This window comes from Synechococcus sp. CBW1002 (assembly GCF_015840915.1).
In the GTDB taxonomy this organism is placed as follows: Bacteria; Cyanobacteriota; Cyanobacteriia; order PCC-6307; family Cyanobiaceae; genus CBW1002.
In genome coordinates this window covers 2,110,144-2,136,018 of record NZ_CP060398.1, presented here as the reverse complement: position 1 = coordinate 2,136,018, position 25,875 = coordinate 2,110,144, and the positions used below count along the sequence as shown (strand labels likewise).

At 68.2% G+C, this 25,875-nt stretch carries 24 protein-coding genes; 8 read left to right on the top strand and 16 right to left on the bottom strand.

Going from position 1 to position 25,875, the window contains the following annotated elements; genetic code table 11:
• Positions 1 to 10: 10 nt before the first annotated feature.
• The 3 genes from ctaD to H8F24_RS10335 all read left to right on the top strand — a co-directional run bounded on the left by ctaD (position 11) and on the right by H8F24_RS10335 (position 2,985).
• A complete protein-coding gene (gene ctaD, locus H8F24_RS10345) occupies positions 11 to 1,675 on the top strand; it encodes a cytochrome c oxidase subunit I (RefSeq protein WP_197153816.1) in 1,665 nt (554 codons plus the stop codon).
• A 105-nt stretch (positions 1,676 to 1,780) separates the two neighbouring features.
• Positions 1,781 to 2,398, top strand: a complete 618-nt coding sequence (locus H8F24_RS10340) for a cytochrome c oxidase subunit 3 (protein WP_197153815.1) — start codon at positions 1,781 to 1,783, stop codon at positions 2,396 to 2,398.
• 152 nt (positions 2,399 to 2,550) lie between these two features.
• Positions 2,551 to 2,985, top strand: coding sequence for an AbrB family transcriptional regulator (locus tag H8F24_RS10335; protein WP_197159113.1), 435 nt, complete (start codon positions 2,551 to 2,553; stop codon positions 2,983 to 2,985).
• An 8-nt stretch (positions 2,986 to 2,993) separates the two neighbouring features.
• Here the strand turns inward: H8F24_RS10335 and H8F24_RS10330 are convergent, their stop codons facing one another.
• Complete coding sequence (locus H8F24_RS10330; RefSeq protein WP_197169631.1) at positions 2,994 to 3,593, bottom strand: HdeD family acid-resistance protein; 600 nt, start codon at positions 3,591 to 3,593, stop codon at positions 2,994 to 2,996.
• A gap of 56 nt (positions 3,594 to 3,649) precedes the next feature.
• The gene (locus H8F24_RS10325) at positions 3,650 to 4,318 is read right to left on the bottom strand and encodes a riboflavin synthase (protein WP_197172220.1); all 669 of its coding nucleotides are present in this window, start codon (positions 4,316 to 4,318) and stop codon (positions 3,650 to 3,652) included.
• Between the two features lie 64 nt (positions 4,319 to 4,382).
• Here H8F24_RS10325 and H8F24_RS10320 point away from each other — a divergent pair, with 64 nt between their 5' ends.
• Positions 4,383 to 4,976 carry a bifunctional nuclease family protein gene (locus H8F24_RS10320; protein WP_197159112.1) on the top strand — a complete coding sequence of 198 codons (594 nt, stop codon included), beginning with the start codon at positions 4,383 to 4,385 and terminating at the stop codon, positions 4,974 to 4,976.
• Positions 4,977 to 5,064: 88 nt separating this feature from the next.
• Complete coding sequence (locus tag H8F24_RS10315) at positions 5,065 to 6,207, top strand: aldo/keto reductase (RefSeq protein WP_197172217.1); 1,143 nt, start codon at positions 5,065 to 5,067, stop codon at positions 6,205 to 6,207.
• Between the two features lie 103 nt (positions 6,208 to 6,310).
• Here the strand turns inward: H8F24_RS10315 and H8F24_RS10310 are convergent, their stop codons facing one another.
• From H8F24_RS10310 to topA, 6 genes are all read right to left on the bottom strand, one after another.
• Positions 6,311 to 7,315, bottom strand: a complete 1,005-nt coding sequence (locus tag H8F24_RS10310) for a twin-arginine translocation pathway signal (protein WP_197169630.1) — start codon at positions 7,313 to 7,315, stop codon at positions 6,311 to 6,313.
• A 262-nt stretch (positions 7,316 to 7,577) separates the two neighbouring features.
• Positions 7,578 to 8,714, bottom strand: a complete 1,137-nt coding sequence (locus H8F24_RS10305; RefSeq protein ID WP_197169629.1) for an IS5 family transposase — start codon at positions 8,712 to 8,714, stop codon at positions 7,578 to 7,580.
• A gap of 56 nt (positions 8,715 to 8,770) precedes the next feature.
• A complete protein-coding gene (gene cobT / locus H8F24_RS10300; RefSeq protein WP_370594739.1) occupies positions 8,771 to 9,946 on the bottom strand; it encodes a nicotinate mononucleotide-dependent phosphoribosyltransferase CobT in 1,176 nt (391 codons plus the stop codon).
• Positions 9,943 to 10,548 carry a DUF2232 domain-containing protein gene (locus H8F24_RS10295; protein ID WP_197172212.1) on the bottom strand — a complete coding sequence of 202 codons (606 nt, stop codon included), beginning with the start codon at positions 10,546 to 10,548 and terminating at the stop codon, positions 9,943 to 9,945. The genes cobT and H8F24_RS10295 overlap by 4 nt, the downstream gene beginning before the upstream one ends.
• An 82-nt stretch (positions 10,549 to 10,630) precedes the next feature.
• Complete coding sequence (locus tag H8F24_RS10290) at positions 10,631 to 11,215, bottom strand: hypothetical protein (protein WP_197172564.1); 585 nt, start codon at positions 11,213 to 11,215, stop codon at positions 10,631 to 10,633.
• Positions 11,212 to 13,995, bottom strand: coding sequence for a type I DNA topoisomerase (topA, locus tag H8F24_RS10285; RefSeq protein ID WP_197153811.1), 2,784 nt, complete (start codon positions 13,993 to 13,995; stop codon positions 11,212 to 11,214). Before topA ends, H8F24_RS10290 begins: the two co-directional genes overlap by 4 nt.
• 162 nt (positions 13,996 to 14,157) lie before the next feature.
• On the opposite strand from topA, the gene H8F24_RS10280 reads away from it, so the two are divergent.
• Both H8F24_RS10280 and H8F24_RS10275 read left to right on the top strand, forming a co-directional pair.
• Positions 14,158 to 15,717, top strand: coding sequence for an NAD(P)H-quinone oxidoreductase subunit N (locus H8F24_RS10280; protein WP_197169628.1), 1,560 nt, complete (start codon positions 14,158 to 14,160; stop codon positions 15,715 to 15,717).
• A gap of 50 nt (positions 15,718 to 15,767) precedes the next feature.
• On the top strand, positions 15,768 to 16,412 hold the full coding sequence (locus H8F24_RS10275; RefSeq protein ID WP_231597738.1) for an ABC transporter ATP-binding protein: 645 nt from the start codon (positions 15,768 to 15,770) through the stop codon (positions 16,410 to 16,412).
• Positions 16,413 to 16,450: 38 nt separating this feature from the next.
• Here H8F24_RS10275 and H8F24_RS10270 read toward each other — a convergent pair whose 3' ends face one another.
• The 5 genes from H8F24_RS10270 to H8F24_RS10250 all read right to left on the bottom strand — a co-directional run bounded on the left by H8F24_RS10270 (position 16,451) and on the right by H8F24_RS10250 (position 20,977).
• Positions 16,451 to 17,665 carry a M23 family metallopeptidase gene (locus H8F24_RS10270; protein WP_231597737.1) on the bottom strand — a complete coding sequence of 405 codons (1,215 nt, stop codon included), beginning with the start codon at positions 17,663 to 17,665 and terminating at the stop codon, positions 16,451 to 16,453.
• A 65-nt stretch (positions 17,666 to 17,730) separates the two neighbouring features.
• Positions 17,731 to 18,564 (bottom strand): biotin--[acetyl-CoA-carboxylase] ligase, encoded by an 834-nt coding sequence (locus H8F24_RS10265; RefSeq protein ID WP_231597730.1) that lies wholly within the window; start codon positions 18,562 to 18,564, stop codon positions 17,731 to 17,733.
• Positions 18,561 to 19,772 carry an aminotransferase class I/II-fold pyridoxal phosphate-dependent enzyme gene (locus H8F24_RS10260; protein ID WP_197153809.1) on the bottom strand — a complete coding sequence of 404 codons (1,212 nt, stop codon included), beginning with the start codon at positions 19,770 to 19,772 and terminating at the stop codon, positions 18,561 to 18,563. Before H8F24_RS10260 ends, H8F24_RS10265 begins: the two co-directional genes overlap by 4 nt.
• Entirely contained in the window at positions 19,759 to 20,079 is a 321-nt protein-coding gene (locus H8F24_RS10255) for a co-chaperone YbbN (protein WP_231597728.1), read from the bottom strand. Before H8F24_RS10255 ends, H8F24_RS10260 begins: the two co-directional genes overlap by 14 nt.
• Positions 20,080 to 20,200: 121 nt before the next feature.
• A complete protein-coding gene (locus H8F24_RS10250; RefSeq protein ID WP_197153807.1) occupies positions 20,201 to 20,977 on the bottom strand; it encodes a PspA/IM30 family protein in 777 nt (258 codons plus the stop codon).
• Positions 20,978 to 21,059: 82 nt separating this feature from the next.
• On the opposite strand from H8F24_RS10250, the gene H8F24_RS10245 reads away from it, so the two are divergent.
• Complete coding sequence (locus tag H8F24_RS10245) at positions 21,060 to 21,806, top strand: DUF721 domain-containing protein (RefSeq protein WP_197169627.1); 747 nt, start codon at positions 21,060 to 21,062, stop codon at positions 21,804 to 21,806.
• On the opposite strand, the gene H8F24_RS10240 is transcribed toward H8F24_RS10245, so the two are convergent.
• The 3 genes from H8F24_RS10240 to H8F24_RS10230 form a co-directional block, all read right to left on the bottom strand.
• Positions 21,800 to 23,647 (bottom strand): glycosyltransferase family 39 protein, encoded by a 1,848-nt coding sequence (locus H8F24_RS10240; protein ID WP_197169626.1) that lies wholly within the window; start codon positions 23,645 to 23,647, stop codon positions 21,800 to 21,802. The genes H8F24_RS10245 and H8F24_RS10240 overlap by 7 nt on opposite strands.
• 110 nt (positions 23,648 to 23,757) lie before the next feature.
• Positions 23,758 to 24,846 carry a glycosyltransferase gene (locus H8F24_RS10235; RefSeq protein ID WP_197169625.1) on the bottom strand — a complete coding sequence of 363 codons (1,089 nt, stop codon included), beginning with the start codon at positions 24,844 to 24,846 and terminating at the stop codon, positions 23,758 to 23,760.
• A complete protein-coding gene (locus H8F24_RS10230) occupies positions 24,846 to 25,775 on the bottom strand; it encodes a DMT family transporter (RefSeq protein WP_231597726.1) in 930 nt (309 codons plus the stop codon). Before H8F24_RS10230 ends, H8F24_RS10235 begins: the two co-directional genes overlap by 1 nt.
• Positions 25,776 to 25,875 lie beyond the last annotated feature (100 nt).

The window sequence follows — 25,875 nt, the reverse complement described above, 5'->3', positions numbered from 1 at the left end:
CCCTGTTTCCATGACCGTCGCCAGCCCCGAAAGCTTCCAGGGCAGCCTGCAACCCCAAGGGTGGCTGCGCTATTTCAGCTTCAGCCTGGATCACAAGGTGATCGGCCTTCAGTACCTCGTCACCGGTTTCATCTTCTATCTGATCGGGGGTGCTCTGGCTGGTGTGATCCGCACCGAGCTGGCCAGCCCCATCTCTGATTTCATCAGCCGGGATACCTACAACGAGGTGCTCACCCTGCATGGCACGGTGATGATCTTTCTCTGGATCGTGCCGGTAGTAAATGGCGGCTTCGGCAATTACCTGATTCCCTTCTATGTAGGTGCCAGGGATATGGCATTCCCCCGGCTCAATGCCGTGGCCTTCTGGATGATCCCTCCAGCTGGAATCCTTCTGATCAGCAGCTATTTCATCTCGGGTGCAGCTCAGTCCGGCTGGACCGCCTATCCGCCGCTGAGCATCACCACCCCTGCGGCGGGGCAGGTGGTCTGGATTCTGAGTGTGTTGCTCCTTGGGGGCAGTTCGATCTTCGGGGCGATCAACTTCATCGCCACTGTGCTGAAGCTGCGTCAGCCTGGCCTGAAATTGATGCAGCTACCGATGTATTGCTGGGCCATGCTGGGCACCAGCATTCTGGTGGTGCTTTCCACGCCAGTTCTCGCAGGCACTCTGATCCTGCTCAGCTTCGATATCGTCGCCCACACCGGCTTCTTCAATCCTGCCCTGGGCGGCAACGTAGTGGTGTATCAGCACCTGTTCTGGTTCTATTCCCACCCGGCTGTTTACATCATGGTGCTGCCGGCCTTCGGTCTGGTGAGTGAGATCCTGCCGATCCATGCGCGCAAGCCGCTGTTTGGTTACACCACGATGGTGTATTCGATCCTGGGGATTGTCTTTCTCGGGCTGATCGTCTGGGCCCACCACATGTTCACCAGCGGCACACCGCCCTGGATGCGCCTGTTCTTCACGATCGCCACCTCCTTCATCGCCGTGCCGACCGGCATCAAATTCTTCAACTGGCTGGCGACCCTGTGGGGCGGCAAGATTGCCCTGAACAGCGCCATGCTGTTCTCCTGCGCCTTCATTTTTCACTTCGTCTTTGGCGGCATCACTGGCGTTGCCCTGGCCCAGGTTCCGTTTGATATTCACGTTCATGACACGTATTTCGTGGTCGGACATTTTCATTACATTGTCTATGGCGGCACCGTTTTCGTGATCTTTGCGGCGATCTACCACTGGTACCCCAAGTTCACCGGCCGCATGCTCAACGAAGACCTGGGGCGGCTTCACTTCCTGCTCACGTTCGTTGGTTTCAATCTCTGCTTCCTTCCCCAGCACTGGCTTGGTCTCAATGGCATGCCCCGCCGTGTCGCCGAGTACGACCCCGCCTTCACCACGCTCAATCAGGCCAGCAGCGTTGGCGCCCTGCTGATGGCGGTCAGCACGTTGCCCCTGCTTTACAACGTGATCTGGAGTGCCTTCCGCGGCCCCGTGGCGGGAGACAACCCCTGGCGCGCCCTCACTCCCGAATGGCTCACCTCCTCGCCGCCTCCGGTTGAGAACTGGGTAGGAGCGGCTCCGCTGGTGCATGAGCCCTACGCCTATGGCATCCCTGCCGACCAGATCGATCTCGACGTCACCAGTGGCAAGGATCTCTGGAGCGGCGGGCGGGGCTGAGAGACCCACGGGTCAGCTTCTGCTGAACAGCACCTTCTTCTGAACTGGCCCATGATGCTGGTGATCTGATCCACCACCGTTCCCCATTCCGCAGCCCCTGCTCCAATGACCAGCCTCGCCTCCTCCTCCACCGTCGTCAGTGCCACGAGCCTGGCTCCTCCTGCTGATGCGGTGGAGCATGGTCATGGGGATTTCCGCATGTTCGGGCTGCTGCTGTTCCTGGTGGCGGACGGCATGACCTTTGCGGGATTTTTCGCTGCTTACCTCACCTTCCGTGCGGTGAATCCGCTCCCACCGGGATCGAACTACGAACTGGAACTGCTGCTGCCCAGTCTCAACACCGTTCTGCTGGTGGTGAGCAGTTTCACGTTCCATCGCGGTGGCAAGCAGCTGCTGGCCGGAAACCGCAGCGGCTGCCGCCCCTGGCTGCTGCTCACGGCAGCCCTCGGCAGTGCCTTCCTGGCCGGCCAGATGGTGGAGTACTTCTCCCTGCCCTTCGGGCTCACCGAGAACCTCTTCGCCAGCACCTTTTACGCGCTGACCGGTTTCCATGGCCTGCACGTGACCCTGGGAGTGATCTGCATTCTTGTGGTCTGGTTCCAGACCCGCGATCGGGGTCGGGTGAGCACCAGCGAACCCTTTGGGCTCGAAGCAGCAGAGCTCTACTGGCACTTCGTCGATGTGATCTGGCTGGTGCTCTTCGGTCTGCTCTACGTGCTCTGAGCCTCACCTGCGCTTGCTGGTAGGTCACCCGTCTAGGCACAATCGGCGCAGGCCGAAGCCCTCCAGTCCGTACCAAGCCCGCCCCGATGTCCTACAGGAACGGAACTACCTCGGCCCGCACAACGGACGCACGACCCGCCCAGAGCCAGGACATGCTCAAGGGAAAGGAACTGCTGGAGCGAGCTCGCTCGTTGAGCAACCGTCCGGAAGAGCAGATCGCCCGTGCCTGCGGCTACGTGGGGCCCAGTGGCCGGGTCCTGAAGAAAAGTTTTTATCGCGCCCTGGTGGAAGCCAAGGGTTATCGCCTGCCGGAAACGCCAGGTGGCGGCGGTGGTGCTGGCGGTGGCAGCAAGGGACGCCAGGCCGAATTCCGCACCCGGGTGCATGGCAACGGAAATCTTCTGATCGGCCAGGCTTACACCCGACGCCTCGGCCTGGTGCCCGGCCAGGAATTCCGCATCCAGCTCCATGCCGAAACCGGATCGATCTGGCTCGTCGCCCTTGATGGCAGTGAGGACCAGGCTGATCAGTCGCAGGAGAAATCCGATCAGACCCATGACCCTGATCAGGCCCAGGACGAGTCCTGATCCCGTCCTCAGCCGCCGACGTCAGAGCCTGCTTCGCCGTCGTGGAAGCTGGCGCTGAAGGTGATCAGATCGAGGCCGCTGAACAGGAAACTCACGCCCACGAGCACCCCAAGCACCCAGCTCAGGTTCCAGAACTTCATCGTGAGGATCAGCAACCCCAGCACCAGGGTCACCACGCCGTTCACCAGCCCCCAGCCCCAGCCCATCAGGCGCTGATGGGCCAGGGAGGCCACGATGCCCACGGCCCCCTCCACCAGGAACACCAGACCCACCGCCAGGGCCAGGGACGCCACAGGGGCAGCCGCACGCTCGGGGCCTGCTCCCATCTGATGGAGCATCCAGAAGCCCGTCACCACGAACAGGGTGGAGACCAGCAGGCGGGAGAAGGTGAGCCAGCGGCGCAGTTGGCGCGCCCGCAACAGGTTGGTGATCCAGCCGACCAGCCCGCCCACCAGAAAGGCCACCGCCACCATGGCGGTCACCCAGATCGAGGCCACAACCGGAAAGAACAGGGCCAGCAGCCCCAGCACCAGCATCAGGATGCCTTCGGCCAGCGCAAAGCTGCGCAGGCCGCGGTCGACGGAGAGCAGGGGGTCAACGACCGCCATCGGCGAAGAGTCAGAAGAGATTCCCGGACCTTAGACAGGGCCTCTGTCCCCGGCTCCTAGCCCCAGCCATGCTCCGCCAACCAGCTGGCGCTGAGATCCTGCGCCGGCGCTGCAGCGGCTGGTCTGCCCCCCTCCAGCAGGAGCCGCTCGGTGTACTTGGCCAGCAGATCCGCCTCCAGGTTGACCCGGTCGCCGAGCCGCCGCTCCGCCAGGGTGGTGGAGGCCCAGGTGTGAGGGATCACGGCGATCCAGAAGCGGTCACCGCCGGGATCGCAGCCCGCAACCGTGAGGCTGATGCCATCAACGGCCACGCTGGCCTTCTCACAGATATAGCGGCCGTAGGCCGGGTCGTCCCAGGCCAGTTCCAGGCGCCAGGAGGCGGGTTCGCGGCTGATGCCCCGCACCCGCCCACCGCCATCGACATGACCGCTGACCAGGTGGCCGCCGAGGCGATCGACCAGGCGCAGGGCCGGTTCGAGGTTGACGTGGGCCTGTTGGTCGGCCTTGGCGGCCAGGCCGGTTCGTGCCAGGGTCTCCGCACTGACATCGGCGCGGAATCCATCGGCGAACAGTTCGGCCGCGGTCAGGCACACCCCATCCACGGCGATGCTGTCGCCGAGGGCCACCGACCCCAGCGGCGCGCCGGCCTGCATCAGCCAGCTCACCCGCACTCCCTGGGGGCAGCGCTGCAGCCGACCCACGGCCTGGACCAGTCCGGTGAACATCGCCGCTCCGGTTCTGCTGGCCATAATCACCCAGGCAGAGGATCCTCCCAGGAGAAGCATCCGCATGGTGGAGATGCGCATCGCCGGGATCGCCCTGGATGCGGCCAGTCGGAGCCCGATCGTGCTGTTGCGCGATCCCTCCGGCCGCCGCCAGGTGCCGATCTGGATCGATCAGGCCCAGGCCCAGAACATCATGGCGGGCCTCAACCAGCAGCGTCCTCCCCGTCCGCTCAGCCACGACCTGATGGCCAACCTGATGGCGGTGGCTGGCCTCAGCCTGGAGCGGGTGATCATCCACACCATCGAAGACAACACCTTCCGGGCCGTGCTCAAGCTGCAGGACAGCGAGGGCGAGGCCAGCGAGCTCGATGCCCGTCCCAGCGACGCCATCGCCCTGGCCCTGCGCACCGGCAGCGGCATCTGGATGCTGGAGGAAGTGGTGGCCGACGCCTCGATTCCGGTCGATGCCGAAGCCGACGCCGAAGACCAGGAGGACTTCCGCCGCTTCCTGGAAACCACCAGCCCGGCCGAACTGGTGCGGCAGCGCCGCCGCGCCCAGCCCGACCTCCCCAATGGCCAACAGCTTGGGGAGGGTGGAGGGTCGAACGATGACGACACCACAGATCCCGGCGGATCCGGTGCCCCCTCTGCCGGCTGACACCGCTGACCGGTCCCTGGAGTCCGGTGGAAGCAGCCTGCGGCCCTTCGGGCGGGCGCGGCCGGTGTCGCCCTTCACCCTGGGCACGATGCGGGCCCTGGACAGCCCTACCCAGATGGAGACGGTGCTGCTGGCGGCCGTGGCGGCCGGCATCAATCACATCGAAACCGCCCCGGCCTACGGGCCGGCGGAAACCTTCCTGGGCCAGGCCCTGGCCGCCCTGGAACGACGTGATCGCCAGGCTCGCGCCCACCTGGTGCTCACCAGCAAGCTGCTGCCCGGCCCCGACCTGTCGACGGCCCAGGCCCAGCTGCGCGCCTGCCTGAAGCGGCTCGGGGTCGCCCGGCTCGACAACCTGGCCGTGCATGGCCTCAACACCGCCGACCATCTGGCCTGGGCCCTGAACGGGCCTGGGGCCGAGCTGCTCGCCTGGGCCGAGGGGGAAGGGCTGGCGGTCCAGGTGGGCTTCTCCAGCCACGGCAGCAACGATCTGATCGCCGCGGCCCTGGAGTCAGGCCGTTTCGGCTTCTGCTGCCTGCATCTGCACCTGTTCGATCCGCAGCGGTTGCCGCTGGCCCGCGCCGCCCTGGAGGCCGGGCTGGGTGTGCTGGCGATCTCCCCAGCCGACAAGGGCGGCCGACTCTACGACCCGCCGCCCGAACTGCTGGCCGATTGCGCGCCGTTCCAACCGCTCGAACTGGCCTATCGCGTCCTGCTTGAGCAGGGGATCTCCACCCTGAGCCTGGGGGCCTCCCAGCCCGGGGATCTGGTCTGGGCCCGCCGCCTGACGGCCGCCGCAGGCCCGCGAGGCCAGCTCAGCCCAGACGAGGCCGAGCCAGGGCCCGAACCAGCGCCAGATCCAGGTCCAGGTTCAGGGCCCACTGCGGTGGATCTGGCTGTGGAGCGGCTGCGGGCTTCAGCGGCCCAGCGGCTGGGCGAGGAGCGGTGCGGCCAGTGCCGGGCTTGTCTGCCCTGCCCCAGCGCCGTGCCGATCCCGGAACTGCTGCGGCTGCGCAACCTGGCGGTGGGGCACGGCATGGTCGCCCATGCCAGAGAGCGCTACAACCTGATCGGCCGGGCCGGCCACTGGTGGGAAACCCTCAACGCCGAGGCCTGCCGCCAGTGCGGCGCCTGCCTGCCGCGCTGCCCCCACGGCCTGCCGATTCCCGATCTGCTGGCGGATACCCATCGCCGCCTGGCAGCGGCACCGCGGCGACGCCTCTGGGGTTGAAGATCGCCTGAGTCCGGGTACAGCATCAGGCTGCTGCCTCGCAGGGTTGCGCAGGGTTGCTTTGAAGGGCTTCAGGGGCTTCCTCTGTCCGGGGCCGCCCGACTTAGGGGGCTGCCGCGTCCCAGAGGTTCTGCAGCATCAGCCTCTGGCGGACATCCAGGGGCGGCAAGGACCAGCAGCGGCGCAGCAGCTCCGGCGGTGGCAGCAGCAGCTCGGCCATCGGGCGCGGCAGCTTGGCCAGCAGGGGCTCCAGGGCCGCTCGGGGCAGCGGCGGCACCCAGCCGGCGGTGAGCAGACTCTGCAGCAGCGGCGGCTCGAGAATCGCCGCAAGCCATTCCAGTGGCGGCGCCACCGGATGGCCGGCGGGGCGCAGCAGCAGGTTCCAGGCCAGCGGCGCGCCGCTGGCCGGCAGCAGGATCCGCAGCCGTGGATCGCGGCGCAGCAGGGGAATCAGCCGCTGGGCGGGCAGCACCGCCGCCTCGGCATCCCCCGCCAGCAGCAGGTTGAGGCCGTCGCGGTCGTCGTGGGCGAGGGCCTGACGACGCAGCTCCCGCAGCCGATCCAGATCCACGGTGACGGCCTCCGGCCCGCCCGCCGCCAGCTGCATCACCAGCCGCGGGCTGGAGGGGAGCACCAGCTTGTCCCGCAGGCTGGGATCGAACAGAAGCGACCAGCCCTCGCGGCTGCGGGCCGCCAGATCGGGCCGGCTGCGCAGCACCAGCACCCAGGGGGTGAAGGCCCAGGGATAGGCCAGGGCCGGTGCCCCTTCCGCCTGGAACAGGCGACTCACGAGGGCCGCTTCCGGTGTGAGCCGGGCCAGCAGGGCTGGAGCCGCCAGGGGCTGCCAGCGGGAGGGGGGCAGGCTGGTGGCCCAGCCATCGGTCAGCTGCACCAGGGCCGCTTTGGAGAGGCCGTTGACCACGGCGGCGGGATCCTCCAGCAGCTGCGAGCGCCAGGGATCATGCAGCTGCTTCAACCAGGCGGCGGGCAGCTCGCCGCGGCCGGCGAGCAGGAGCGGTCTATCTCCCCGCTGGCAGGAGGCCAGCAGCGGTGCCAGAAGCGAGCTCGCCGCCAGGGTGCGGGCGCCCCTGCCTGCTTCCTGCAACACCTGGCGCCGGCTCCAGCCGCCCGACGGCCTGGAAGCCCGTGCAGATGGGATTGGTTCTGCTGCGTGTCCCATTCCGGCGACCCTAAGAGTTTGCGGAAAAACCGCCTGAGAAGCAGCGTTTTTCCCTCCTGAGAGCTGGTGCAGCTCATTTCGGTCTGGTTTTCAGAGTTTCAGCGGCTCAGAGCTCCCCTTTTGGTGTGTTTTGCCCCTTTGGGGCTCCCTGATCACTGCCGTCTGGGCACACTTCTGGGCAACCACCTGTTCACGCCGCCGCCATCGCCGGTTTGAGCAGGTTGCCCAGGCGGATCAGGTTGTAGGCGATCACATTCAGGCCGAACACCGCACTCACCTTCTCGGTGCCGCGCAGCTTGAACTGGCGCAGACCTCCCCACTGTTTGATCCAGCCAAACACCTTCTCGATGCCGCGGCGGGCATGGATCGACTTGGCGTAGCCCACGTGGCGGGTGGTGCGGCCATCGATGGCGGAACCACCAGATCGGGCGGTGTTCTGCACCACGTGCGGCGTCACGCCGATGCGGCGCATCTCGGCGACAAAGCCCCTGGTGTCGTAGTGCTTGTCGGCACCGATGGTTTTCTGGTGGGCACCGGGACGATCCGCGGCCATGGCTTTGGCGGCATCCCGCTCCCCGGTGCCCGTGGCTTGCGTGACCTTGCAATCGACGATCAGGGCATGGCGGTTGTCCATGAGCACATGACCCCGGTAGCTCGGTTGAGCCGGGTGGGCGTTGGATTTCCGGGCCAGCAAGGCGTCGGGATCACTGCCGGAGCGGTGGGTCTTGTTGCTGAGCTTGATGCCTCGGAAATCCCCTTTCGCTCGCTTCTTGCCGGGCTTTGGAGCGCCAAAACCCTCGCCAGGGCCTGACGGCGGTGGCGGCGGATCGTCCTGCCCATCGATCCGCTCCAGTGAGGCATGGGAGGCCCAGGCCTGCAGCAAGGTGCCATCGACGGAGAAGTGCTCGTCACTGAGCAGCGGCTTGACCTCCGGAGCACCCATCAGCTTCTCCAGGAACTTCCCCATCACCTGCTCGTTCAGCAGCCGCTCCCGGTTTTTTGTGAATGTGGTGGGATGCCAGATCGGATCATCTGGGCTCAGCCCCACAAACCAGCGGAACAGCAGGTTGTAGTGGAGCTGCTCGAGCAGCAACCGCTCCGAGCGGATGCCGTAGAACGCCTGCAGCAACGAGGCCAGCAGCAGTTGCTCCGGCGGCACTGATGGCCGGCCTTCTGCGGCGTACAGATCACAGAAGGTGGGATTGAGGCGATCGAGGGCCTGATCGGCCAGCTTGCGGATCCGCCGCAGCGGATGGCCGGCCGGGATCCGATCCTCAATCGACACGTAGGAGAACAGGGAGCCGCTGCGCTCCCGTTGACCTCGCATCTGGGCTGGACAGCTGGCCCATTCTCGCAGAGATGGCCGGGTTTTTCAGCAAACTCCTAAAGGCCCCCCTCCCCAAGCAGAAGGCCACAGGCCTGGTCGCAGGCGGCCGCCAGATCCTCCAGACGGCCGCCGCTCAGCGACCAAAGCATGGCCAGGCCGCCGGCCCCCACCCCTTCCTTGACGTAGCCGTGCTCGTAGTCCTGCAGGGCGCGCTGGCGGCAGTTGTGGAAGCGCAGATCTGTGGCGAAGGCCAGGGGTTGCACCTGCCATCGCGCCCCGATCCGGCTCAGAAGCTCCTGCAGATCGCTGTCGGCCTCTGCCGCCACCCAGGCGGTGGTGCCCAGGGCCACCCGGCCCACCAGGCGGCCGCGCTGATCGGCCGGTGTGAGCGCCAGGGCGATGGCCAGCACAGCCGCCATCTGGCTGCCTCCGGCCAGGAGCACCGGAGGATGGGCTGGATGGGATGGGGATGCCTCGCCCAGGCCCTGCCCCACCTGCCCCGCGTCCTCCAGCAGCCCCAGCAGCAGGCCCGCCGCCAGCGGCTGCATTGGATCTCCCACCGCAGCCAGAACGCTCACCGGATCGCTCGGCCCTTGCCCCAGTCCGGCACGGGCCAGTCCCTGGGCGACCAGATGTGTCTTGAGCGCATGGGCAGGCTGGTGCAGGCTGCCGCTCACCAGGCCTTCAGCGGCCACCCCCAGCCCCGTCAGCACCGCCTGGGCCGTGGTGGTGCCGCCAGGCACGCATTCGGCGATCACCAGTGGCCGGCTCCCCAGCCGTCGGCCCCAGCTCCGGCCCAGCTCCAGCAGCTGCTCCACGCGCCGCCGCTCCATGGCGCGGCCGCTGCTCAGACAGGCCGCCGGGCCGCAGGCCCCTGGCAGACGCACATGCGGAACCGCCGGCCTCACCGGACAGCCCAGGTCGACCACCAGCGGATCCATGCCCAGCGTCTGCAGCACCACATGGCCGATCAGGGCCGGACTGACGCCGGCCGGCAGCGGCGGCAGGGCATGGGGACGGTGTGCGGCGGGGCCGAGCCGCAGCAGCTCCGCATCCGCCGCGGCTGTGCTTCGCCGGGAGGCGGGAGTGGCACCGGCGGCGGAGATACCCGGCACTGCTGCCGTCTCGGTGGCGGCCAGCAGCAGCAGCACCTCGGTGGCCCGGCAGTTCACCGAGAACCGCTCCAGCCAGCCCTGGGCAACGCCGGGCTCGCCCGCCAGGCGACGGATCACAGCGGATCGAGGGCCACCAGGGCCCGCAGGGCCTCAGGGGGTTCGCCGATCGGCGACTGCAGCCGTGGAAAGATCCAGTAGGCCACCGCATGCAGGGCCAGAACCACGATCACGTTCTGGATCAGCACCAGCAGGAGGGCGGCCAGCTGGACCTGCAGCAGCTCGAAGCCCGCCCCCATGCCCAGGAGGCCGCCGATTCGCTCCAACAGGCCGGCGGCGGCGGTGGTGATCACGACCCAGAGGTTTTCCCCCACCAGCACCGAGAGCACCACCACGCGCACCAGGAAGCCGGCCGCGCCGATCAACGCACCCACCGACCAGGTGAGCCACCAGCTGGCCTGGCGCCGCCAGCCCCAGCCCAGCCAGAGGGCCAGCAGGCCATAGGGAAACAGCACCAGGGGGCCCCGGATCGGGCCCATCAGGGCCACCAGCAGCAACGCCGTGACCACCACGCCCTCGCTGGCGCAACGCCAACCATGGCGAAGCTGCAGCAGGGCCAGCGGCAGGGGCAGGGCGAGGCGGAAGAGGGGACTGCCTACCGGCAGGTAATACAGCGCCATCCACAGCAGCGCCGTGGCGGCGGCCAGGTAGGCGGTCTCCATCAGCTGGCGGGCCTGGCGCTGGCTGAGGGGCGGGTTGCTGCGCACGGGGAGACGGCTCAACGGGCTGCTGCGGACGAGGGGCTCATCGGGGGGCGGGCGCCGGGGTGCTGATCGGAGCGGCGGGGGCACTGGCTGGGGCGGCTGCCGGCACCCGCTCGATGCTCTCCACCTCAAACGAGAGACCGGCGGCGCGCAGGGCCTGCGTCAGGGCCTCGGCCGGCGCGGCGGGATCGGCCTGGGGCAGCTGGATCGTGACCCGGTAGGGAGCTGGGGTGGAAGGTCGCACTTCACTGGGTCCCTTGCCGGCTGGCTTGCTGCCGGCTCCGCCGGCAGCGGCGGTTCCAGCCGATGGATCGGCTGGGGCAGAGGTCGTCTTGGACGGGTCAGTCCTGGCTGGGCCTGGGGTCGGTGGTGCCGTTTTGCCCTGGCCTGCCTTTGTCTGGTCAGCCGGCACAGGAGTGGTCAGCACCGGTGTTTCCGGCGTGGTGCCGGCAGTGCTGGAGGCGGCGGCGGGAGTCCCTGTCCCGGCTGGATCGGTGTTGCCGACACCGGGGAAGCTGCCTGCCAGGCGAGCCCCGAGGGGGGAGCCGCTGCAGCCGCCGGCCAGCAACGCCAGCAGGCCTGCCGCCAGCAGAGGCCGGAGGGGGCCGTGAGCGGGAGTGCTCAACTGCCGGCCGCCTTGATCACTCGCACGGCACTGGCCCGCAGGCGACCGGTCTTGGTGGTGGCGGGGGGCTTTTTCGCCGCTGGTTTGGCTGCGGAGGTGCCGCTGGCTGCATTCTTGGGGGTTCCGGTTTTGGAAGCGGTGCCTGTCTTGCCGGCACCGGTCTTGGCCGCAGTTGCTTTCGAGGAAGCGGTCTTGCGGCCCTTGCCCTTGCCGCTGGCCGCCTTGGCCCCCAGCAGCTCCACGGCCTGCTCCAGGGTGATCGTCTCGGCGGTGATGCCTTCCGGCAGGGAGGCATTCACCTTGCCCTGCTTCACATAGAGGCCATAGGGCCCATCGAACACCTGGATGGCCTCCTCGGCGCCCTCGGGCGTGCCCAGATCCTTGAGCGCCGTGCGGCCACCGCGGCCGCGCTTGGGCATGGCCAGCAGCTCCAGGGCCCGCTCCAGACCCACGGTGAGCACATCGTCTTCGGCCTTGAGGGAGCGGTAGTCCTTTTCCCCCTTGCCCTTGTCGTGCACCACGTACGGACCGAAGCGTCCCAGACCCGCCTGCACCTTGCCGCCATCGGGATGCTCTCCCAGCAGCCGCGGTAACCGCAGCAGGCCCAGGGCATCGGCGAGGCTGAGCTCCTCAGGCTTGACACCCTTGGGCAGGGAGGCCCGTTTGGGCTTGGGGTTCTCGTCGCTGACCTGGCCCTTCTGCACATAGGGGCCGTACTGGCCGAACAGCAGATAGACCGCTTCTCCGGTTTCAGGATCCTCCCCGAGGGATTCGGGCCCCTCAGCCTTCTGCTTGAGGATCAGCTCGGCCTTTTCCGCATCGAGATCACCGGGGGTGATCTCCTGGGGCAGGGTTGCCTTGAGCAGCTCTTCGCTGCCGTCTTCGCTGACGCGCTTGGTTTCGAGGTAGGCGCCGAAGCGGCCGATCCTCACCACGCAGGGCAGGCCCTCCAGCTCCACCGTGCGCGAGACGCCGGGGTCGATGTCCCCCTCCCTCTGCTGCACCTGGGTTTCGAGGCCGGTTTCGCCCTTGTAGAAAGCCTCGAGATACGGCAGCCAGGACACCTTGCCGTGGGAGATCTCATCGAGGGTGTTCTCCATGCGGGCGGTGAAACTCGTGTCCACCAGATCCGGAAAGTGCTCCTCCAGGAGTCCGGTCACGGCGAAGGCGGTGAAACTGGGAATCAGGGCGTTGCCCTGCTGAGTGGCATAGCCCCGGTCCACGATCGTGCCGATGATCGAGGCGTAGGTGGAGGGTCGACCGATGCCCTCCTTCTCAAGCATCTTCACCAGGGCCGCTTCGCTGTAGCGGGCGGGGGGCTGGGTCTGGTGGCCGAGTGCCTCCACGGCCTTGCAGGACGGGCTGTCCCCCACCGCCAGGGCGGGTAGCAGCACTTCCTGGCCCTCCAGGGCGGCATCGGGATCGTCGGATCCCTCCACGTAGGCCCGGAAGAATCCGGCGAAGTCGATCCGCTTGCCACCGGCGCGGAAGTTGGCGGTGCCGAGGCTGCCGCCGGCAGCCACTTCCAGTTCCACGCTCAGCATCGTCAGGCGGGCATCGGCCATCTGGCTGGCCACCGTGCGTTTCCAGATCAGCTCGTAGAGAGCCAGATCGCGGCCGTCCAGGCCGGTGTCGCTGGGGGTGCGGAATCGTTCGCCGGCAGGCCGGATCGCCTCGTGGGCCTCCTGGGCGTTGCGGGCCTTGGTGCTGAACTGCCGCGGTGCCGGGCTGAGGTAGTCCTTGCCATATTTCTCGCTGACGCAGCTGCGGGCGGCGGTGATGGCCTGATCACTGAGGTGCACCGAGTCGGTGCGCATGTAGGTGATGAAGCCCCGTTCGTAGAGGCCCTGGGCGGCGCGCATGGTCTCGCGGGCCGACAACCGCAGCTTGCGGTTCGCTTCCTGCTGCAGGGTGCTGGTGGTGAAGGGGGGCACGGGTCTGCGCACCGTGGGTTTCTCCTCCACCGTCTTCACCTTCCAGGTGGCGGCCTGCACGGCGTCCTGGAGCTGGCGGGCTTCGTCCTCGGCCAGCAGCTTCACGGTGCTGCCAGCCTTGATCGCGCCGGTGGTTTCGTCGAAGTCACTGCCGCCGGCGATCCTTTCGCCGCGCAGATGGGTGAGTTTGGCCTCGAAGCCACTGCCGGCCTGTTCCAGAGCGGCCTTGAGGTCCCAGTAGCTGCCACTGCGGAAGGCCCGCCGCGCTCGCTCGCGTTGCACCAGGAGGCGCACCGCAACCGACTGAACGCGTCCGGCCGACAGGCCCCAGGCCACCTTCTTCCACAGGAGGGGGGAGAGGGTGTAACCGACCAGCCGATCCAGGATGCGCCGCGTTTCCTGGGCGTGCACCAGCTCCATGTCGAGCTCGCGGGTCTGGTCCAGGGCCCGGCCGATCGCCTCCTTGGTGATCTCGTGGAACACCATCCTCTTGACCGGCACCTTGGGGCCGAGCAGCTGCAGCAGATGCCAGCTGATGCTCTCGCCTTCCCGGTCTTCGTCGGTGGCCAGCAGCAACTGATCGGCGCCCTTGAGGGCCTCCTTGAGCTCCTTCACCACCTTTTTCTTGTCCTTCGGCACCACGTAGAGCGGTTCGAAGGCATTGGCCGTGTTGACCCCCAGATTGGCCCACTTCTCGCCCTTGTGGGCCGCCGGGATCTCGCTGGCGTTGTTGGGCAGGTCACGCACGTGACCCATCGAGGCCTCCACCCGGAAGTCCTTGGGCAGGAAGCCACGGATCGTGCGGGCCTTGGTGGGGCTCTCGACGATGACCAGGGTGTGGGCCACAGAGACGCGACGGACCGGTTCCCTCTTTATCGCATCGACCAGCCGGTTGCCGTGTGTCGCTTTCTCGCCCCCCTGTCAGGAAGCCTCGGACAGGGTGCCGTGGCTACCAGGCGGCGCGGCTACAGTCCGCAGCACCGGATCCCTCCCTCGTCAGCTGCCGCGATGTTTCTGCCCGGTGTTCTTCCTCCCGCCGTGGCGGACAGTGCCTCGACGGCTGCGTTCTCCCCTGGGCTGAGCCTGCAGCTCCATGCCGGGGCGATCGCGCCGGAAGCGGCTGTGTTGATTGCCCTGCTGGCCTGTCTTCTGGTGGACCTGGCAGGCGAAAAAGCTGCGAGCCGTTGGGTCCCCCCTCTCTGTTACGCAGGTCTCGGCACGTCGCTGGTGCTGCTGGCCCTGCAATGGAATGGTCCGCAGGAGCCTGCGTTCCTCGGATCTTTCCTTGCCGACAACCTAGCGATCGCGTTCCGCGCTGTGGTGGCAGCCTCCACCCTCTTGTCCCTGCTGCTGAGCTGGCGCTACGTGGAACAGAGCGGCACGCCGGTGGGCGAGTACGCCGCCATCCTGCTGGCCGCAACCCTCGGGGCGATGTTCCTGTGTGGCGCCACGGATCTGGTCAGCATCTTCATCTCGCTGGAAACCCTGTCGGTCTCCAGTTATCTGCTGTCGGGCTACATGAAGCGTGACGCCCGCAGTTCCGAAGCAGCGCTGAAATATCTCCTGGTCGGTTCAGCGGCGGCGGCCGTCTTTCTCTACGGCGCCTCGCTTCTTTACGGCCTGACCGGTGGTGGCACCAGCCTCACCGATGTGGCGGCCGCACTGCAGACGAGTGCCTCTCCGGTCACAGCCCTGGCCCTCGTGTTCGTTCTGGCCACGGTGGCCTTCAAGATCGCCGCCGTGCCGTTCCACCAGTGGACACCGGACGTGTACGAAGGATCCCCGACTCCGGTCGTGGCCTTTCTCTCGGTGGGCTCCAAGGCTGCGGGTTTTGCCCTGGCTCTGCGGTTGCTGGTGGGTTGTTTCGAGAGCTTCGATGCCCAGTGGAAGCTTCTCTTCACTGTGCTTGCCGTGCTGAGCATGGTGCTCGGCAATGTGGTAGCTCTGGCCCAGACCTCCATGAAGCGGATGCTGGCCTACAGCTCGATCGGACAGGCCGGTTTTGTGATGATCGGTCTGGTCTGCGGCACCGAAGACGGCTTCGCGGCGATGGTGCTCTATATGGCGGCCTATCTGTTCATGAACCTGGGCGCCTTCGCCTGCATCATCCTCTTCTCGTTGCGTACGGGCAGTGATCGAATTGCCGATTACGCGGGTCTGTATCAGAAGGATCCTCTGATCACTCTCGGCCTCAGCCTCTGTCTGCTGTCGCTGGGCGGCATCCCGCCGATGCTCGGCTTCTTCGGCAAGATCTACCTCTTCTTCGCCGGCTGGGCCGACCACCAGTACCTCCTGGTGGTGGCGGGTCTGGTCACCTCCGTGGTGTCGATTTACTACTACATCTCCGTGATCAAGATGATGGTGGTCAAGGAGCCCCAGGAAGCTTCCGATGTGGTGAAGGCTTATCCAGAGATCAGCTGGAATCTCGCCGGTCTCCAACCGCTCCGTGCCGCCCTGATCACCTGCCTTCTGGCTACCGCCGTGGGCGGTGTGCTCTCCAATCCGCTGTTCACCTGGGCCAACAGCACCGTGGCGGGCACCCCCATTCTCATGCGCGCGATCGGTTGACGGTGGCATCGGAATCTGGCGTCGGCGACCCCGTTGCCTGCCTCGATCATGTGAGCAAGATCTACGGGGTCGGTGACCAGGAGGTCCGTGCCCTCGACGACCTCAGCCTCACCGTCAACCGGGGCGATTACCTGGCGGTGATGGGAGCCTCCGGATCCGGGAAAAGCACGGCCATGAACATCATTGGCTGCCTCGACCGCCCCAGCGGCGGCAGTTACCGCCTCAATGGCATGCCGGTGGAGCGGCTCGACGACGACCAGCTGGCCGATCTACGCAACCGCGAGCTCGGCTTTGTGTTTCAGCAGTTCCACCTGCTGCCCAACCTCAGCGCCCTCGACAACGTCGTGCTGCCAATGGTGTACGCGGGAATTCCAACGGCGGAGCGGAGTGAGCGTGCCCGCCATGCCCTGGAGCAGGTGGGACTGGCCACACGGATGAACAACAGGCCCAACCAGCTCTCGGGTGGTCAGCAGCAGCGGGTCGCGATTGCGCGGGCGATCATCAACCAACCGGCCCTGCTCCTGGCCGATGAACCCACCGGGGCGCTCGATTCCCACACCACTGCTGAAGTGCTCGACATCTTCGATGACCTGCATCGCAACGGCATGACCGTCGTGATGGTGACCCACGAGGACGATGTGGCAGCCCGTGCTGAACGGGTGGTGCATTTTCGCGACGGGCATATCGCCGACTGACCATCCCTCAGCTGCTAATCCCACAGAGCCGGATTGGTTCAGCTCGCCTTGCTGGCGGAACTACCCGGTCCGGCTTGGGCCGACGGCCTCTCCAGGGTCTGCAGCAGCTGGCCCATCAGCAGGGCAATGGCATCGCTGCCCACGGCAGCTCCGCCTGGATCAAGGTCGCCAGGGTCGACGGCCACCCAGCCGCCATCCTGGGGAAGGCGCAGCTCGAAATGCAGATGAGGGCCTGTGCTCATGCCGGTACTGCCCACCCGGCCGATCACCTCACCCTGCCGTACCTGATCGCCAGCTTTGACGTAGAGCTCGGACAGATGCCCGTACAGCGAGCGGCGGCGGGGGCGGTCGTGCTCCACCTCGATCGCCAGGCCGTAGCCGCCGGCAGGACCACTGCTCACCACCCGGCCGGAAAGAGCCGCCACCACTGGTGTTCCCTCCGGTGCAGCAAGATCGCGCCCTGCATGCATCAGCCAGTTGCCCAGAAGCGGGTGCAGTCGCCAGCCGAAGCCACTGCTGGTCACCGCCGACCCGATCAGAGGGAACAGCAGACGGCGGTTGCCGTTTCCGGCGATCGGGGCTGGCCGGGGGGTGACACGGAAGACCTGGGCCAGACTGAAGCTGCCGTCAGGGCCCGCCAGCAGCGCCGATACCGGCACTGTGAGAGGCGGCAGCGGCTGGCCATCTCCGCCGATCCGCGCGAAGCCTCCCTGCTCCAGGCCGGCAACCTGCGTTTCGGGACCACGACCGCGCCACCGCACCACCAGGCCGGTGCGGCATTCCTGGGCGGAGAGAGCGCCGCTGCTGCAGGCCTGCCGATGGGCCGGCAGCCCCTGGGGATAGATCGAGCCCGCTGAACGGACCCTGTCCCGCTCGGCAGAGGTCACCACTCCCTGGCGCACCAAGGCGTCGAGGGAAGCATCGAAGCGGCTGGGTGCCCGGGCTGGGGTGGCCTGGGGATCGGGGCGCAGCGGCTGGGGATCGAGGGCCGTGATCGGCCTCGGATTCCGTATCTGGGGATTGGGCGATTGCGGGGTGATCGGCCGGGCCGGCAGGACACGGGCCGGAGGGGTGGCCGGCTCAGGAGCCGCGGCGGATGGCGGAGCGATCAACTGAGGTGGCGGAGCCACCGGTGCTGAGAGATCGGCTGCACTGCCGCCCTCAGCGGGGGAGATGGCTTCACCCCAGGCCAGGCCGGCCGCCGTCAGGGGCAGCAGCGCCACCATGGCGATGAGGGTCTTGGCGGAGAGCACCGTCAGAAGGAAGGCAAAGGAAAATCTGATCTTGAGTTTAGGCAGCTCGGTCAGTCACCCAGAACTCAGAACCGGCGTTGCAGGAGGATGCGCTCCGCGCCACGCTGCAGCACCAGGCTGCCATTCGTCGACAGATCCACCGCCTTCCAGGCCACACCACCGTGTAGCACCGGCGCCACTGGAAGCAGCAGTCGCTGGCGGGCTTCCCGCAGCACCCGTCCTGGCGCAAGGGCGTGGGTCGCCGCCCACTCAAGGCCCCGCAGCAGATGGGCCGCCAGGCCGGTAGGAGCGGTAGCCCGGGCGGCGGCGCTGCCGCGCCAGCTCGGCTGGGTCGCCGCCAGGGCCGTCGCCACAGAAATAGCCCCCGGCGGCACCGGGTTGATGCCATTCAGGCCCACCCCGACCTGGGCCCAGCGCACCTGCTCGCCCCGCAGCCGCAGGCGAGGCAGGAGGCCAGCGATCTTTTGCCCCTCCACCAGAAGATCGTTGGGCCATTTCAGCTGCACCGTCAGGCCCAGGGCCTCGAGTTCCAGGGCCAGACCCACCGCGACCGCCAGGCCAACCGCCGCGCCGCGGGGTGGCGGCAGTGCCCAGGGCAGGGCGGCACTGAGCCACACTCCCCCGGCTGGAGATTGCCATGGGCGTCCCCGTTGCCCCTGGCCGAACCGCTGACGGGAGGCCAGCACCGCCCGCGGCGCGAATGCCGCCGACCTGGCGCAATCGGGTGGCACCGCCGTCAGCCAGGCCTCCAGTTCCCGCTCGGTGCTGGCGCAGATCGTTCGATGGCGCAGCCACCAGTCGGGGAAGGCGGAGGGGTCAGGCTGGCTGCGCTGCAGCCGCCGGCGGGCCCGCAGCACGGCGGCGGCACTGAGGGGCGAGCGTCGGGCCCGAAGGCTCACAACTGCCGCAACCAGGCCCCGATGCGAGCAGCACCGGCCTCCAGTTCCTCGCTGGGATGCACCAGGGCCAGGCGCAGCCACCCCTCACCGGCCGCCCCGAAGCCGTTGCCGGGGGTGAGGGCCACGCCGGTGGCCTCCAGCAGGGCGGCGCCGAAGGTCTCGGAATCCCAACCACGGGGCCTTGCCGCCGGTGGCAGGGCCAGCCAGAGGTAAAGGGCCATCGAGGGGCGCCGCACCGGCCAGCCCGCTGCCTCCAGAGCTGTCGCCATGCGATCACGCCGCTCCCGGTACACGGTTCGCAGGCGCTCGGGCCAGTGGGGCTCCTGTTCCAGGGCGGCGATTGCCCCGGCCTGCAACGCCAGGGACTGGTTGAAGTCCACCACTCCCTTGAGCTGACGCAGGGCCGTGATCAGCCACTCGGCTCCGATCGCAAAGGCCAGGCGATATCCCCCCAGGCACCAGCTCTTGGAGAGGGAGAAGAACTCGATGCCGCAACGGCGCCAGCCGGGATGGCGGAGCAGGGCCGGCGCCTCCCCCTCAAGCGCCAGATCCACGTAGGGGTTGTCGTGGGCCAGCACGATGTCGTGGCGCAGGGCGCGGTCCACGAAGGGATCCAGCCAGTCCTGGGCGCCGGTGGTGGCGGTGGGGTTGTGGGGAAAGCCCAGCACCATCAACTTCAGGGCCTGCCACTGGCTGGAGGAGAGCTGCTCGGGATCCGGCCGCCAGTTCCGCGCCGGGTCGAGGGGCAGGAACACCGGTCTGGCCGAGGCCAGGTGCAGGCCGCCCCGGTGGGAGGGGTAATAGGGATCCAGCAGCAGGGCCTGGTCCCCTGGATTCAGCACCGCCAGAGGCAGGTGGGCGGTGCCTTCCTGGGAACCGACCAACAGGAGCACTTCACGCTCCGGATCCACGGCCACGCCGAAGCGGCGCTCCGCCCAGGCGGCGGCGGCCTCCCGGAACGGCAGGGTGGCGGCATGCAGGCAATAGGCGGCACTGTCGGACCGCTGCAGGGCTGCAGCGATCGCGCTGATCGCCGCCGGCGGGGGTGGCAGGTCAGTGGAGCCGAGCGAGAGGTCGAGCAGGGGAGGCAGCGATGCGCCTGCTGTGGAGGCCTCCCGATTCAGACGGGCGACATAGTCAGCCTTGCGGCTGTCGTTGCGGGCGAAGACACCGCTGCCCAGCTGCGACAGACGCTCAGAGATGGGCATCCAGGAAAGCCTTGAGCTGCGGCCTGGCCATGGCGCCTTCGTGGCGCGCCACTTCGACGCCGTCGCGGAACAGGATCAAGGTGGGCAGTCCCTGAATCTTCTGGGCATCGCGGGTGGCGGGATTGGGATCGGCCTCCAGCTTGCCCACCAGCAGACGGCCGTCGTATTCGGAGGCGGCCCAGTCCATCAGCGGCGCCATCAGGCGACAGGGCCCGCACCAGGGGGCCCATACATCGACCAGAACGGCCCCCTCAGCACCGAGTACCTCCGCTGCAAAAGTGGCATCGGTGACCTCGGCAACGGGCACGGCGGCAGAAGGAACGCTGGGTGAATTGTATGGACGGGGCCTGTGGATCCGGCGGATCAGAGCCCATGGATCCTGCGGATCAGGGCCCATGGATCCTGCCGAATCAGAGTCTGTGCCTGGATCAGAGCTTGTCGATCGAGCGCTTGAGTTCTTCCAGGTCGGCATCGACTTCCGCCACCTTGACCGGCTCAAGCTGCGGCATGGGGCCCTCGGCCGGCGGCAGGCCAGCCGCTGAGGCGCCGCCTTCGAGTCGGTTGCGCAGCGCCGCCAGCTCGTCGTCCACGTCATTGCCACCCTGCAGGGCCGCGAACTGGCTCTCGAGATCGGCACCGGCCAGCTCGGCCGCCGCCTGGCTGCGCGACTCCTGCTCCAGCACCTTCTCCTCCATCCGCTCGAAGGCGGCCATGGCGGAGTTGGTGCCGAGGTTGCCCACGGCGCTCTGCAGCTGCTCCTGGGCCTTGGCGGCCTGGGAGCGGGCCTTGAGCATGTCTTTCTTGGTCTTGGCTTCGGCGATCTTGCCCTCGAGCGCCACCAGGCTCTTCTTGAGGGTCTCCACCTGCCCCGCCTGCGACTGCAGCTGGGTGTTCAGTGCCGTGGCCGTGTCCTGGTAGGTCTTGCGACGGGACAGGGCCTCCCGGGCCAGATCCTCCTCCCCCTTCTTGAGGGCCAGCTCGGCGCGCTCGTACCAGATCTTGGACTGGGCTTCGGACTGCTCGGCCTGGTTCTGGATGCGCTTCTGAGAGGCGATGGCGGTGGCCACGGCCTGGCGCAGCTTCACCAGGTCGTCCTGCATGTCGGCGACCGACTGATCCAGGATCTTGGCGGGATCCTCCGCCTTGCTGACCAGGTCATTGAGGTTGGCCCGCAGCAGGCGGCTAATCCGATCAAAGAAGCCCATGGATCACGTACGGGGCAAGGCCCGAGGGTAGCGGGCATCGCCGGGGAACTCTGGATCGGTTGCCCACACCTAGGCTCGATCCATGGCCCCTCAGACCGGGAAGCCCGCCGCCGCAGGCGAGCCGCCAGAGCCCAACCAGCCCGACTCCCGGCCAAGCCCGGACGGCCCCACGATCGGCGAGAGTCTGTCCCACAAGCTCAGTGCGGCAGGGCGCCAACAGCGGCCGGCGAGCAGCCGTCGGCGTGCGCGCAACCCTGCCGCCGCCAGCCGCCGCATCGGCTCGGTTTCGGTGCTTCTGCCGCCGCCGCGCCCACCGGCAGAAGCCCTCGCCACCTGCCTGGAGGCTCTGCAGCAGCACTGGCGCCAGGAGGGCCAGCTCGCTGCCCTCTGGCAGGTGTGGCCGCGCCTGGCGGGTGCCCAGCTGGCCCCCCACTGCCAGCCGCTCAGCTTCCACGGGGGACTGCTCACGATCGGGGCGGCACCGGGGCCGTGGCTGCAGGCCCTGCAATACAACCGCCATCAACTGCTCGGTGCCCTGCGCGGCGCCGGCTTCACGGTGCGCGATCTGCGGGTGCAGCAACACCATGCCCAGCCGTTGCCACCGGCGGGCACCACGATCGAAGCCGAGACCTGGGCGCAGCACCCCAGCCGCGTCGATGTTCATGGCCTCGGCGTCTGTCCCCGTTGCAGCAGCCCAGCCCCCCTGGGGGAGATGGGGCGTTGGGGACACTGCAGCTTCTGCCGCCGTCAGGCCCTGGCAGAGGCCGCCGCCGCCGCTGATCTGGCGCGAACACGGGCTGCAGCTGCCGCGTCTGGACTCGGTCAGTAGCGTTCCGGCCGAGGATCCTGCCAGTTGGGGCGCTCTCCCGCGGCATACAGCTCAGCGGAGCGCCGCTGCAGCTGGCTCCGCTGCAGGCGCCAGAGTCGGTACAGCCCGTCACTGCCCAGCTCCTGCGGTTCCAGCCCCTGCCAGTGGGGCAAGCGAGCCGTGCCCTGATCGATCACGACCAGCACCGTGGGTGCCTGCCGCGGCCTGGAGGGCTCCTGGCCGGCGCGGTGCTCGAGGCGCAGCCGCTCGTTGAGGTTGAGCAGCGCCGCCTGGGATTGCCCCTCGTACAGCACCACCTGGCGGGCGTAGTAGTGCAGCGACGGTTTGAGAATCCCCACCATCGCCAGGGGTTCGGGCAGGCCCTGACCCGATGGCGGCGGCAGGGCGCGCACCAGCTCCGCCATGCGCCGTACCGGTTGCCCCCGCAGGCGGTCGCCCAGCTCCCAAAGCGGCGTGATCGCCAGAGGGACGAAGGGCAGGATCGCCAGTTGCAAGGCCAGCAGCGCCATGGGAGGCCGGCGGCGGCGCAGGAACCAGGCCAGGCCAGCGGCGAGGGCGAAGCAGGCGGCGGCGATCAACAGCCGGCGGCTGGCCAGGATCTCCGCAGGCAGGGTGGGCAGCTCCGGATCGTTGATCGCCGGTACCCAGAGGGGGCCGGCCAGGAACACGGCTGCCAGCAGCAGCGTCAGGGCCAGAGTGGCAGACCAGGCCAGGCGCTGGGCCCGCCCCCCCCAGCCCGCCTGGGCCGCCTGGGCTATCAGCAGGGCGGCGGCGGGGGTGGCCGGCAGCCAGTAACTCGGCAGCTTGGTGGCGGCCGCCGTGAAGAACACCAGCACCGCCAGCAGCCAGCAGGCGGCAAAGCGGGTCAGCGACTGCTCGGGCGGCAGGGGCTGGGCCCGGCGTCTCCAGGGCAGGGGGCCAACTCCCCGCACCAGACCGAGCAACAGCAGCGGGGTGACCGGCAGGCTGGCCACCACCAGCACCGGCAGAAAGAACCACCAGGGCTGCAGGTGATTGTTGACCACCACGCTGAAGCGCTGGAGGTTGTGGTAACCGAAAAAGCTGTTCCAGAACGCCTCGCCTTCCACCAGCAAGGCGGCTCCGTACCAGGGCAACGCCACCAGGGCCGTGAGGGTCAGACCCCGCAGGGGACGCAGCCGCCGCCAGAGCCCGGCCAGATCGCCTTGCAGCCAGCCGAAACCCAGCAGGGCCAGGCCCAGCAGCACCACCGCCACCGGGCCCTTGCTGAGGACCGCCAGGCCGAGCATCAGCCAGGTCAGCCACCAGGCCCCCCGCGGTGCCACGTAGGTGCGCCAACTCAGCAGCAGGGTGGCGCTCATCAGACCGCAGAGCAGGGCGTCGCTCACGGCGATGCGGCCCCAGAGCAGCACCAGTGGGGAGAGCGCGAAGGCCAGCGCCGCCGTGAACGCTGCGGTGAGGGCGGATGGCACAGGGGGCGCGGAGCTCGCGGGCTCCGGCTTGTCGACACTGGACGGCCAAGGGGCCTGAGGCCAGCGCCAGAGCGTGTCGGCCAGCAGCAGCATCACGGCGATGGAGCTGAGGGCCGAGGGCAGGCGCGCCGCCCAGGTGCCGAGTGGATTCCACAGCTCCTGCCCCGGCAGCAGGTAGCCCAGCCCCATCAGCCAGTACACCAGAGGAGGCTTGTCGTAGCGGGGTAGTCCGTTCACCCGCGGGATCAGCCAGTCGCCGGTTTCGGCCATGGCCCGTGCGGAGGCGGCGAACAGGGGCGGGGTTTCATCCACCAGTCCGCTGCTCCCCAGTCTCCAGAGGAACAGCACCAGGCCACAGGCCAGCAGCGGCAGCCAGAGCTGCAGGGGCATCCGCCGCGCTGCGCTGGTTCGCGCTGAGATGGGCCGCGCCGAAAGCAATTGCGCCGATGGGTCCTCGCCGAAGCTGTCTGCCAAACGGGCCAGGGGCGGATCGGCCGAACCTAGGTCCCTTCGCAGGGGGGCTTGGCCAGTACGGCGTCGAGCCAGGCCTCGATCCGGCCGGCGAACGCCGAGCGGGAGCAATGGCTCTCCGCCCAGGCCCGTGGCTGGTGCCGGGGGATCTGCCAGGCCCGTTCCACCGCCTTTGTCAGAGCCTCGCCATCATCTGGTCGAGCCAGGCAGCCATTCACCCCCTCCTGCACCAGTTCCCCCGGTCCGCCGCGGGCGTAGGTGGCCACCGGCACACCGCAGGCCATCGCCTCCACCACCACGTTGCCGTAGGCCTCGTTCCACTTGGGTGTGTTCAGGAGCACGGCGCAGCGCCCCATCTCCTCCTGCAGGCGCTCGGTGGGCAGGAATCCACGCCAGTGCAGGGTTCCGCCGGGTACGGAGGCCTCGACCCGGCGCGCATAGGCCTCGTCTTCGCGCACGCCCCAGATCCAGAGCGGCCGCTGCAGCGTGGCCGCGACGGCGGCCGCATCCTCCAGCCCCTTCTCCGGTGCAATCCGGCCGGCCCAGCCCAGCACCGCATCGGCGTTGGGCCGGAAGTGATAGCGGTCCAGATCGAAGCCGTTGCCCACCAGCCGCGGCGCTCCTGGAAGGTCAAAATCCGCCGCCTGGCTGGCGGTATGAAAGGCCAGATGCTGCGGATGACTGCGGGCGATCTCAGCGATCACGGCATCCATGGCCGTGCTCACGGACCCCATGCTCACCAGGTGGGCGAGGGGAGTGCTGGTGTGAGGGGTCAGCCAGAGAGGAAGCCAGTCGTAGGCGAGGTTGATCAGCACATCGAAGTCGCCCTGCTCGGTCAGGGCACGACGCCAGAGGTGGCCCAGCAGCGCCTGGGCCGGGATCTGCACGGCGGCCTCGCGGCGGCAGTGCTGCCAGCTCGGCTGGCTGACACCGCCCTCGCACCAGAGCTGAGCCGCCTCGCAGCCGGCGGGCAGCTCCGATTGGGCTCCCGCCAGCACGGTGACGGCATGGCCGCGCTGCAGTAACCCTGCCACCAGGGAGGCGGCCGTGAGCTCCACACCCCCGCCCAGGCCGCTCCCCAGCCAGCCCACCGGCGTGCTCACCACCAGGACCCGCATCAGCTCGCCTCCGAAGGAGCCGCGACGGCTGCCGGGAGCGCGTCGCCGTGCCAGAGGACCTGGCGCCGATGGATCAGAACCACAGAGATCAGGGCCAATGCTGTCCCGAGCCATTGCAGGGGCTGCAACGATTCCTGGAGGAAGAGCACGCCGCAGAGCAAGGCGAATACCGGGGTCAGAAAGGTGAGCGCCGTGAAGCCGGTCAGATCACCGCTGCTGGCGAACCAGAAAAACAATCCATAGGCCAGGGCACTGCCGAACAGGCTGGCGTACGCCATCAGTCCCCACTGCAGCGTGTCCCAGTCCGGGCCGCTGGCCGGATCGAGCAGCACGGCCACCAGCAGCGGCAGACCTCCCAGCAGCATGTGCCAGCCCGTCACCGCCACCGGATCACTGCGGCGGGTGGCATAGCGGCAGAGCACCGTGCCCACGGCCATCGCCGCTGCGGCCCCCAGCATCCAGAGCTCGCCGTGGCTCCAGGGCCTCACGCCGAGAGCGGCTGGGCCCTCCAGCCACCAGTGGCGCAGCACGGCCGCCGGCAGGCCGAGACAGAGGATGCCCACCAGCCCAAGCAACAACCCGAGCCACCCCACCGGATTGATCGCCTCGGCGAACAGCGTGCGGGCCAGCAATGCCACCAGCAAGGGCTGCGAATCGATCAGCACCGACCCCAGGCCAGCGCCCGTACCCCCCAATCCCTGGGCCAGCAGCCCCTGAAACAGGGCACCATCCACCAGGGCAAACAACAGCAGCCAGGGGCGATCGACCGGATCGACCCGCAGGGAGCGGCCCAGGAGCAGGGCGGCAAACAGCAGCACCAGCCCCGCCGGCAGCAGGCGCAGACAGGCAAGGGTGAGGGGGGAGGCGCCCACGAGCAGGGGCTTCATCGCCGCCATGGCCGTGCCCCACAGCGCGAAGGGCAGCACCATCAGCACTCCACGCCGTGGAGCCCAGCCGGGGCTGTCGAGCGCGGAACCTGGGTTGGGCATCGGGCACGCCAGAGGTCTCCTTTTTAAGATCCCCGCACTA